Genomic DNA, 9,458 nt, shown 5'->3' with positions numbered 1-9,458 from the left:
TTGGCGGTAGCGGCGGTGTCCGCCGAGGGTGCGGATGCTGGTGAGTCTTCCTGCCTTCGCCCAGCGGGTGACGGTTTTGGGGTCGACGCGGAACATGATCGCGACCTCGGTAGGGGTGAGCAACGCCTCGAACCGGGGCGGGAGGGCGAGGAAGGGGGTGATGAGGGCGGAGCCGTCACCACCGATGACCTTGATGCCTTGCATGGGGGATCTCCTGGTGGGGGTCGGAGGACTATCGGCGGGCGCGTTCGAGGAGTTCAGCGTGTACGGCGAGGGCTGCGGCCAGGCGTTCGGGAGTGGTGTGGCCGGTGGATGCCCGCGCCCCGGCGGTGTGCTGGGCAGGGTGCACCGGCCGGGCCGGGGGTGCGGTCCGGCCGGTGCGTGCGGTTTCCCTCCCCTCCAGGAGGGGACCGCGTTGGGGTGCGGCCCGGGTCCCCTCCGGCCCGGGTCGCACGGTGGTGGGTGCGGCGGCGTCCCCTGGGAGGTGATGCCGCCGCACCGGCTTTTTAGGCCGCGTCCCGGTAGGGGCGGCGGGAGTGGTGGGGGTGGTGCGGCGCGGCGGCGGGTGCCGGGGAAGGAACGCCGCCGCGCCTGCTCGGGGGAGGCTGGGACGTCAAGGGGGCCGGAGGTATCGGGGGTGCCGACGCGGTCGGGGTGGCCGGGGCGGTGAGGGGGGTCTCGCGGCGGACGGTCACAGCCATGACCGCCTCATACATCCGCCTCTCCAGGTCCTCGGTGGTGGTGGCGTCGACCATCAGTGGTTCGGAGACCTGCCAGGCGGCCAGGGCGTAGAAGCGTCGGCTGCCCACGCCGTACAGGATCGTCCAGCTCGGCCACGCCTGCGCGAGTCGTTCGGCCTCGGCGCGGGCGCGCACGTCCCAGAGGCGGTGGGGGACGGTGGTGCGGGCCTGGCCAGGGCGGTGTCGTCCGGGGGCACGGGAGTCGCGGTGCCACATCACGACGTCACCTGCCCGGCCGCCGTCCTCGCCGTCCTGGCTGGTTCGGCCGGTCCGGTTGTCACGGCCGGTCCCGGCGCCTGCTTGACCTGACCGGACCACCCATCCTGCCTGTCCTGCCCGCCCGGCCTGTCCTGTCCGGCCTTTCCGGCGGTCTGCCGGGCGGCGGTCTCCTGCCGGTCGACCTCGGTCCTCAGCTCGTCGAAGGTGTCGGCGTCCACCGTACGGAACGGCGGGGCGTACCACTCCGAGTCGTTGGGGAAGGGGAGCACGCGGCTGGCCCAGAAGCGCCCGGCGTCGCTGAGGATTACCCGCCAGCCGGGGATCACGGGGTTGGGGGCGGCGGATCTAAGGTGTTCCATGGATCGGACCTCCGTTGTCCGGTTGAGGGTCCGGCCGGCGCTCGTGACGTCCGGCCGGACCCGGTCTGTGAGATGTGGGAGAAATGTCTGGGGCGCGCCGTATGAGACGGGCGATCGGCGTGTGAGCCGAGGGAACGGTGCGGTTCCGGCATTACGAGGGCCGTGGACGACCCCTCGGGAGCGGTACGGCGTGGGCAGCCGTCCGTCATTGCGTCGACGCGGTGTGCCGGTGGCGGGCCGGGATGTGGACGCCGGGCGCCGGATGGGGCGGGGCGTCCGTCTGGGCAGCGGCGGTGGTACGGCGGGAACGGCGGTCGGGGTGGGCGCGGGCGTGGTGACCGGAGACGGTTCCGGGCGGCGCTGGGCGGGCACCAGTGGGATCACCTCATCGGGGGTCACGACGGCGGGCGGTCCGTAGGCGGGCAGCGCCCGGCCCAGGCCGAATCGGTGGCGTGCTCCCAGGCGTTCGGCCATCAGCGCGCCGGACGGCTGTGCGTAGTCATGGCCGGGTGCGGCCTGGTCGCAGCCGTGGGCGTAGGGCGGGTGGCCGCAGGCGGCGCAGCCCATGGGCATTGGCGGAGTGGTGACAAAGCAGTCGCAGCCACATCTGCTCGCCGCCTGCCGATCGAGGATCGGCGCACTAGGGTTGGTCACGGTCAGGAGTGCCTTCCTGGTCAAGGACCCGTCCGGTCGTTCCAAGCGCCGGGCGGGTCCGCTTAAGTCTTGTTCCCTATAGTTCACAACTATGAAGTGCGGACGTCCGCTGCCATCAGTTATTTGCAGCTGTTGACAGTGGGTATCATGGGGTCATCGCGGATGCCTACGGTGATCTTGTGACGATCGAGTGGCGCGCGAACCAGCCGAAATGGGTCCAGATTGCGAACGTGATCAAGGACCGCATTCGCAAAGGTGTCTATGTGGTTGATGAGCCAGTTGCCAGCGAACACCTGATTGTCCAGGAGTTCGGCGTTGCCCGGCCGACAGCCCGTAAGGTGCTGGTTCGCCTTCGCGAGGAGGGCGTTGTCTACGCAGTTCGCGGGTTGGGGACATTTGCACGATCTCCTGACGAGTGGGCGTCGAGCGAGGACTGAAGCCCTTCGTAAGGGAACAGTGCGGCCGTTTTGTTCGAAATTGTCACCGTGCACTCACTCACTGTGGTGTGATTGCGAAACCATCATGCGCTTGCACTGTGCAGAAATGCAAGCGCTATGCATATGGATTTTTTATCGAACCCACAGCACACTGAGCGGCATGATGAAGAGCCCTACGGTCCGGCATCGTCGTCTGGGTCGTGAACTGCGACGACTTCGTGAAGTGGCGGGTCTCACGCCGGAGGCGGCGGCTCGTCAACTTGGTTGGAGTCGTTCGAAGGTCAACCGGATCGAGAACGCGCGGTTGCTTCCCAGCACGGTGGACATCGGCCACGCCTGTGACCTGTACGGCGTGGACACTACCGGGAAGGCTGGGCTGATTCAGCTTGGCAAGGATGCCGGCCAACGTGGCTGGTGGACGGCCTACAGTGATGTGTTCGCCAGCTCGTATGTTGGTCTGGAGGCCGAGGCGACGTCCATCCGTACGTGGGAGCCACTGCTGATCCCCGGCCTGCTCCAGAGCGAGGATTACGCTAGCAGGATCATGGGTGCCGCCCAGTTGACGCTGGAGGATTCCGAGCTGGAGCGGCGAGTGGCGGGCCGGATGGCTCGCAAGATCAGCCTATTCGGCGCCAGCGCGCCGACTCTGCACGCGGTTGTGGACGAGTGCGCTCTGATTCGTCCTGTCGGGCCGCCCGGTGTCATGACCCGCCAGCTCGATGACATCCTTCAGGTCATGGCTTGGCCGAACATCACGATCCAAGTTCTGCCGCTCCGAGCAGGTGAGCACAGCGGCATGGAGGGGGCCTTCTCGGTGCTTTCCTTCGATGCCGAGGACCCGGACGTGGCATATACCGGGTGCCCAGCGGGAAATGTCTACATCGAGGCGATTGACCAAGTGCGACAGCTTACGCTGACGTTCGAGCGCCTTGTTGGCGCGTGCCTGTCCCCCAAGGAGTCTGCGGCGTTTATCGCCGTTGCGAGGAGTAGCCATGATCTCCCCTGACCTGATCGGTGCGGAGTTCCGCAAGTCCAGCTGTAGTGGTGGCACCACGGACAATTGTGTAGAGGTGGCCACGAACCTTCCGGGTGTCGTTGCTGTCCGTGACAGTAAGGATCCGTCTGGTCCGGTGCTGGCTTTCACTCCGAGTGTCTGGCGTGATTTCCTCAGGGGTGTCCGCGCCGGAGACCTCTGATCTGCGGTTTCGCGTGACAGGCGGCGTCAAGGGCGCGCGAGGCGACGGACCAGGTACGGAACCTTATGCTGTCGTTTGAGTGCCTTGTTGGCGCATGCCCGTCCCCTGAGGAGTCCGCGGTGCTCATCGCCGCGGTGAGGAGTGAGCATGATCTCCCCTGACCTGTCCGGCGCCGAATTCCGCAAGTCCAGCCTCAGCGGTGGTGGTGACAACTGCGTGGAGGTGGCGACGAACCTTCCGGGTGTCGTCGCTGTCCGTGACAGTAAGGATCCGTCTGGTCCGGTGTTGGCTTTCGCTCCGGCTGTCTGGCGTGATTTCCTCAGGGGTGTCCGCGCCGAAGATCTCTGAGCTGCGATCGCGTGGTAGACGTATGGGCCGCCGTCGGCCGTTCGGAGGCGCCCCCGGTTCGCCCTGGGCGCCGCAGTACATGATCGGCGGCCTTTCGCCTGCCCTGACGGGGCGCGGGCGCCGAGGTGAGACTCACACGTGGTTGGCATGCTTGTCCGGCGGAGGTCTGGCTGCGCGTCGAGGCGCAGCCAGATTGGCTCCTGGCCAGGTGCTCCGTTCCTTTTCGCCGTGTTTCCAGGGGTTCTGCGGCCACCTGGCTCACGGCGATGCGGACTCGACCCGGCTCGCGGGCATTACGCCGCGAGGCCCGCGACCATCAGATGCATGTCGTTGGGGAACTGTTCCAACCAGGTGATCTCCAGGCCGTTGCGGATCATCAGACTCTCGTACTCGGCCCTGGTGCGCTCATGGCCGCCACCGAAGAGGCTGAGCATGCGCACGTCCAGAACCGTGGCCATGTGGGGCGGGCCGAACTGTGCCGGAGAGGTGGGGCGGAGCAGGTCGACGCACCACACCTGGGCCGGTCCGTCGGTGGCCTCCATGGCTTTTCGCACGTTCTGCAGGATCAGCCCGGCGTCGTCGTCGGACCAGTTGTGCACGACGCTGGCCAGCAGATACAGGTCCGCACCGGGGGGAACGAAGTCGAGGAAGTCGTCGCCGACGACCTCACACCGGTCCCGCAGGCCGAGCGCGGCGAGGTGCTCGGCGGCTGTCTCCGCGAGGTCCGGGCGGTCCAGCAGGATGCCCGTGCAGTGCGGATGGGTCTGGAGGATCTTCGCCAGGATGGTGCCGTGGCCGCCGCCGATGTCCACCACGGTGCGCACCCGCTCGAAGTCCAGGTCGGCGATCGCCGCCGCGACGGGCGCGGTGCGGGTCCGCATGAACCGGTGGAACAGGGCGCGGGTGTCGGGATTGTCCGCCAGATACTCGTAGGTGGGCTGCGGCAGGGCGGGCTGGCCGGTGCGGACGGTTTCCGGCAGGACACGGATCGCCTCCAGCCACCGTGGCTCGGCGGCCATCATTACCGCCGGCAGCATGGAGTCCGCCAGATCACCGCGCAGTGTCCGCCCCTCCTGGGTGAGGGCGTAGGTATCGGGCTGTTCGGTGGCGCGCAGCAGTCCGAGCGAGGTCGCGGCGCGCAGGATCCGGTGGAGGGGGTCCGCGTCCGCCTCGCACAGGCCGGCCAGCTCCGCCACGCCGCGCGGCCCGTCCGCCAGGTGGTCGGCGACGCCGAGGTCGGTCAGGCTGAGCAGGACGCCGAAGGAGACCACGCCGTTGATGATCTGCTGGACGTGCGCGCCGGGACGTTCGCCCGAGAAGGGGGGGACGGACCGTTCCCGGGGTGCCCGCTGCGGAGATGAGTGGGTGCCGGTCACGATGCTCCGTTCGTCGGGGTGGTCATGGCGGAAGGCAGCAGGAGCGGTGCGACGTTCAGAGGCTGGTCGAGGTAGTGGAATTCGAGCATCTGGTCGGCGACCCGCTGCAACCTGGTCGCGCTGAGGGTGAGGGGAAACTGGCCGAGGGTGATGACCTTCGCGATGTTCGGTGCGATCTGTGTGTAGGACGGGATGGTGGTCACGACCGTCGCGCGGTCGGAGGCCGCGATCTGCTGGCCGGCGGCCATCGCGCGCTGGAAGGCGCTGACGGTCTTCGGGTTCTTCTTCGCGAATTCGGCGGTGATCGCCCACCCGGCGATGGGGAAGTCCGCGGTTGGGCCGCTGGTCATGTCCGCCAGGGTTTTGGCGCCGTCGGTGGTCTTGGCCGCGGTGATGAACGGTTCGGTCATCCACGCCGCCTGTACGGTTCCGGCGGCCAGGGCTCCGGGCATGTTCGGCAGCGGCATCTCGACCAGGCGAACGTCTTTGGCGGTCATGCCGTGGATGTGCAGCGCGATTTCCAGGGTGAGGGTGCCGATGCTGTGGAGGGTGGCCACCGCGACCGTCTTGTCTCGCAGGTCGGCGAGGGTTTTCGCCGTGCTGGCCGCGGAGGTCATCAGCAGGAAGGTGTTGCTGCTGGCCTGGTAGGAGTCGGCGATGATTCGCAGATCCACCGCTCCCTTGCCCTGGGCGGTGAACGCGGACACGTAGTTGACCAGGGCGATATCCAGCTGGCCGTTCTTGAGCAGGGGGATGGCCGGGCCGGTGCCCTGGATGGTCTCCGTGCGCACCGAGTGGAATCCCTCGCGGGCGAAGAACCCTCGGGATTTGGCTATGTGGAAGGCCACGATGTCGGGGATGGGCATGGCGCCGATGACGAGGTCGGGTTTTTCCGGCCCGTTCTTCGCGGAGGGTGATGACTGGCCACCGCTACACGCTGTGCTTATCACCGTGGATAACAGAATAAGTGCTGCGAGTAACTGAATGCGGGATCGCATAAGACGGCTCCGAGGGGGGTTGGGCGCGGCACGCACAGGCCGGGCACACGGACGTGGGGAGTGCGGAAAGGTGTCAGGTGCGGTGGGCTGCGGGCGGCCGGGGATCTGGGCCTGTCGGCCGGTCCTGCCGCAGGCGGGTCAGGTCCACGGCCGTGGCCGGATCCCACGCCAGGCCCTGAAGCTGCTCGTAGGCGGAGTCATCCACGCGGATCTTCAGTGCCTGGGCGGCATCGGGCGACAGATTGATCATCCACGGGGGGCGGTCATCGGCCTGGGGGTCGCCGGGGAAGGGGCTCACCCGGGGGCGGCTGTCCGGCGTGTCGTCGAGCCCGATCGCGGCCGGCACGGTCGGGGCGGGGTGGGTTGCGCGGTCGTCGTGGTGGGTACGCGTCTGCCGGAGATCCGATTGAGCGGGGCCGGCGCTGCGAGCTTCGATTGACACACAGACTCCCTCCGGCCGAAAACGCAGGGCCACGTACTTGTCTCGGACGGATAAACCCGACCGTGTCATAATCGGTGCAACTCCTGGGAGCGCACAGCACGTTATTCACACCAAGTCATTTGGTTTGAATGGTGTGAACTAATCGGAACATCGAAGTTGGGAGGGTTCTTATGGCTCGTCCCCCCGGCGAGGTTGACCCTTCTGCGTCACTTAGCCACTTGTTTGGTGCGAACCTCCGCCACTGGCGCCTTTTGAGGGAAATGTCCCTTGAAACAGCTGGTGAGCGTATTCGGACCGCCGGTGCGGTGATCGGTCGGTGGGAACGTGGAGAGCGCCTGCCACCTCGTGACGCGGTTGGCCGGCTTGACAAGGCGTACAGGGCCGAGGGTGTTCTTATCGCGCTGTACGGTTTTCTACGGAAGGGCGACAGTGGAAGAAATGCTGACTCAGAGCAGCGGGTTAGGAGTACTCTCGTAAGTGCCGCGTTGCCTCAGAATGGCGGAGATAACGACATGGAGCGCCGTACTATCATGCAGCTCCTCGCCGCACTTGGTACCGGAGCCCCCCTTCCTTTGGATGCTCTGGAAACGCTGCGCGCCACCTTCGACCGGGCGGTTGATTCGGCTGGAGAGCACGCGCTGGAGGACTGGGAGCAGATTGCCCATCAGCATGCCTACGACATCCGGGTGGAGCCGCCGACCGCGCTGATCGGCAAGCTCGCCGTCGATGTGGCCGACGTGCGCCAGGCACTGGAGACCCGTCCCGACATCGACCGTAACGGGCTGCAGCGCGTCGGCGCCCAGCTCGCCGCCATCATGGCGATGGCCCTGGCCGAGACCGGCGAGTTCTGGGAGTCGCGCCGCTGGTGGCGTACGGCCCGCATCGCCGCCGACGCCTCCGGTGACCTTGACCTGCGGGTGTGGGTGCGGGGACGGAACGCCCTCATCGAGACGGGGGCGCCCCGGCCGGCCATCGTGAGCGTGCTGCGACTGGCCTCGGAGGCCGAGCATCTGGCCGGGGGCCGCCCGAGCGTCGGGGTGGCGGAGGCGTGGTTCGGCAGATCCGTGGCGCTGGCGGTGGCGCCCGCTTCCGCCGGGGGTGTCCCTGTCCCGGGCGATGTGCTGGGGCGCTACGACGACATCGGATCGAGGCTGCCCGCCGAGGTGACCGGTGAACACAGCGCCATCTGGGGATGGCCCGCGGAACGCCACACGAGCTCACGCGCCACGCTGGCCGTCCTCCTGGGAGTGCCCACGGCGCACGACGAGGTGGCCCGCCAGATAGCGGCAGACGGGCCCGGCGCCGACCCCCGCTCGGTGGCGACCGGCGTGATGAAGAAAAGTGTGTGCCTGATCAACGCGAGCGAGGCCCCGCAAGGACTCACCGATGCCGTCAACGCGTACACGAGGCTGCCGTCCGAGCATCGCACCACGTCCATCACCTGGTGGGCTCGACAGGTGATGCTCACGGCCCCCGAGCAGGCCCGATCACTGCCCGCCGCCGAGGAACTCCGCGCGCTCACCGCCTGAAACACCCCAGATCTCATGCCGGCCCTACTCGCGGAGGTGCTCGCCGATCCCCTTCCGCGACAGGGGGGTCAGCCGTCCCGTACGGCTGCGCAGGGCGGTGCCCATGTTTCAACGAGATCTAGCCAGGAACGGTTTTTGCAGCAGACCTCCGGGGTTTTCCGCGCGACCGGAGGTTCACTGCAGAACAGCGGTTCCGAGGCCCAGCATTGCGCCCGTTGGCCTGCGGCTTTACCGTGGGGGTCCTCATCACCCCTACGAGGTGACGTCCACGCTGGTGGTGTATGAGTTGACGAAGATCCTTGAGACGCACCGTGCTCTGCTGAGTCGGCTGCTGCCCCATGACAGGCCGGACGGTCTCACCGTCCGGCGGGGGCAGTTCCATCATGTGGTGATCGGCTCGGATCGTGTCGTGTGCTTCGCCCGCACCGAGGCGGCGGCCGCCAGGTTGCCCGGGCGGGCGGCGGTACTGCGCGCGCTCGCCGGGCTCGACCTTGGCTTCCGCACACCCGAGCCGCTGGTCGAGAGCGGCACTCAGGGCACAGACGAGCCGCCGTTCCTGGTGCTCAGCCGAATCCCCGGAGCACCGTTGAAGGACGAGGTGCTCGAATGCCCCGAGGTGGCCGAGTCGGTGGCGGCACAGTACGCCACGCTGCTGGCCGCACTGGCCATGGCGGGCGCTGAGGGGGAGGTACGAGCGGCGCTGCCGCACGCGCCGGAAGATGAGTGGCAGCAGTTCGCGGCAGGCGTCCGCGCAGAGCTGTTCGCGCTCATGTCCTGCAGCGGGCGTCAGCGCGCCGAGCGGGAACTCGCGGCGCTCGACGGCCTTCCCCACCTCACCACCGCGGTGGTGCACGGTGACCTCGGTGGCGAGAACGTCCTATGGGAGATCGTCGACGGGCGCCCTCGGCTCAGCGGAGTGATCGACTGGGACGAGGTCGCGCTCGGTGACCCCGCCGAGGACCTCGCGGCCGTCGGTGCCGACTACGGGAAGGATCTGCTGGACCGGGTCCTCGCGCTGGGCGGCTGGTCGGAGAACGGCATGGTCACCCGGATCGCCACGATCCGCAGCACGTTCGCCCTGCAGCAGGCCCTTTACGCGAACCGCGACGGTGACGGAGAAGAACTGGCGGACGGCCTGACCGGCTACCGCTGAGCGCATA

At 67.8% G+C, this 9,458-nt stretch carries 13 protein-coding genes and 1 pseudogene; 8 read left to right on the top strand and 6 right to left on the bottom strand.

Annotated features, from left to right (window positions below):
* The 3 genes from ACWEF2_RS15380 to ACWEF2_RS15370 all read right to left on the bottom strand — a co-directional run.
* Window positions 1–204: BldC family transcriptional regulator (locus ACWEF2_RS15380; protein WP_453815597.1), on the bottom strand; the 204-nt coding region annotated here is incomplete at its 3' end.
* Between the two features lie 302 nt (window positions 205–506).
* Window positions 507–959, bottom strand: a complete 453-nt coding sequence (locus ACWEF2_RS15375; RefSeq protein ID WP_453815595.1) for a hypothetical protein — start codon at window positions 957–959, stop codon at window positions 507–509.
* The gene (locus tag ACWEF2_RS15370; RefSeq protein WP_453815593.1) at window positions 956–1,318 is read right to left on the bottom strand and encodes a hypothetical protein; all 363 of its coding nucleotides are present in this window, start codon (window positions 1,316–1,318) and stop codon (window positions 956–958) included. The genes ACWEF2_RS15375 and ACWEF2_RS15370 overlap by 4 nt, the downstream gene beginning before the upstream one ends.
* 229 nt (window positions 1,319–1,547) lie before the next feature.
* On the opposite strand from ACWEF2_RS15370, the gene ACWEF2_RS15365 reads away from it, so the two are divergent.
* The 5 genes from ACWEF2_RS15365 to ACWEF2_RS15345 all read left to right on the top strand — a co-directional run bounded on the left by ACWEF2_RS15365 (window position 1,548) and on the right by ACWEF2_RS15345 (window position 3,953).
* Complete coding sequence (locus ACWEF2_RS15365; protein WP_453815591.1) at window positions 1,548–1,736, top strand: hypothetical protein; 189 nt, start codon at window positions 1,548–1,550, stop codon at window positions 1,734–1,736.
* A 415-nt stretch (window positions 1,737–2,151) separates the two neighbouring features.
* Complete coding sequence (locus ACWEF2_RS15360) at window positions 2,152–2,409, top strand: GntR family transcriptional regulator (RefSeq protein WP_453815590.1); 258 nt, start codon at window positions 2,152–2,154, stop codon at window positions 2,407–2,409.
* 160 nt (window positions 2,410–2,569) lie between these two features.
* Entirely contained in the window at window positions 2,570–3,415 is an 846-nt protein-coding gene (locus tag ACWEF2_RS15355) for a helix-turn-helix domain-containing protein (RefSeq protein WP_453815588.1), read from the top strand.
* Complete coding sequence (locus ACWEF2_RS15350; RefSeq protein ID WP_453815586.1) at window positions 3,402–3,605, top strand: DUF397 domain-containing protein; 204 nt, start codon at window positions 3,402–3,404, stop codon at window positions 3,603–3,605. Before ACWEF2_RS15355 ends, ACWEF2_RS15350 begins: the two co-directional genes overlap by 14 nt.
* 147 nt (window positions 3,606–3,752) lie before the next feature.
* Window positions 3,753–3,953 carry a DUF397 domain-containing protein gene (locus ACWEF2_RS15345; protein ID WP_453815584.1) on the top strand — a complete coding sequence of 67 codons (201 nt, stop codon included), beginning with the start codon at window positions 3,753–3,755 and terminating at the stop codon, window positions 3,951–3,953.
* A 293-nt stretch (window positions 3,954–4,246) separates the two neighbouring features.
* Here ACWEF2_RS15345 and ACWEF2_RS15340 read toward each other — a convergent pair whose 3' ends face one another.
* From ACWEF2_RS15340 to ACWEF2_RS15330, 3 genes are all read right to left on the bottom strand, one after another.
* Complete coding sequence (locus tag ACWEF2_RS15340; protein ID WP_453815583.1) at window positions 4,247–5,329, bottom strand: methyltransferase; 1,083 nt, start codon at window positions 5,327–5,329, stop codon at window positions 4,247–4,249.
* A complete protein-coding gene (locus ACWEF2_RS15335; protein ID WP_453815610.1) occupies window positions 5,326–6,327 on the bottom strand; it encodes an ABC transporter substrate-binding protein in 1,002 nt (333 codons plus the stop codon). The genes ACWEF2_RS15340 and ACWEF2_RS15335 overlap by 4 nt, the downstream gene beginning before the upstream one ends.
* Window positions 6,328–6,400: 73 nt before the next feature.
* Window positions 6,401–6,769 carry a hypothetical protein gene (locus ACWEF2_RS15330; protein WP_453815581.1) on the bottom strand — a complete coding sequence of 123 codons (369 nt, stop codon included), beginning with the start codon at window positions 6,767–6,769 and terminating at the stop codon, window positions 6,401–6,403.
* Between the two features lie 170 nt (window positions 6,770–6,939).
* Here ACWEF2_RS15330 and ACWEF2_RS15325 point away from each other — a divergent pair.
* From ACWEF2_RS15325 to vph, 3 genes and pseudogenes are all read left to right on the top strand, one after another.
* Window positions 6,940–7,158 (top strand): annotated as a pseudogene (locus ACWEF2_RS15325) (helix-turn-helix domain-containing protein); the annotation flags it as partial.
* Window positions 7,159–7,281: 123 nt separating this feature from the next.
* Window positions 7,282–8,298, top strand: a complete 1,017-nt coding sequence (locus ACWEF2_RS15320) for a hypothetical protein (RefSeq protein ID WP_453815613.1) — start codon at window positions 7,282–7,284, stop codon at window positions 8,296–8,298.
* Window positions 8,299–8,584: 286 nt separating this feature from the next.
* On the top strand, window positions 8,585–9,451 hold the full coding sequence (gene vph, locus ACWEF2_RS15315; RefSeq protein WP_453815579.1) for a viomycin phosphotransferase: 867 nt from the start codon (window positions 8,585–8,587) through the stop codon (window positions 9,449–9,451).
* Window positions 9,452–9,458: the final 7 nt, after the last annotated feature.

Source organism: Streptosporangium sp. NPDC004631 (genome assembly GCF_053601935.1).
Note: the sequence above shows the minus strand (reverse complement) of the source record. Positions and strands in the feature narration are given on the sequence as shown.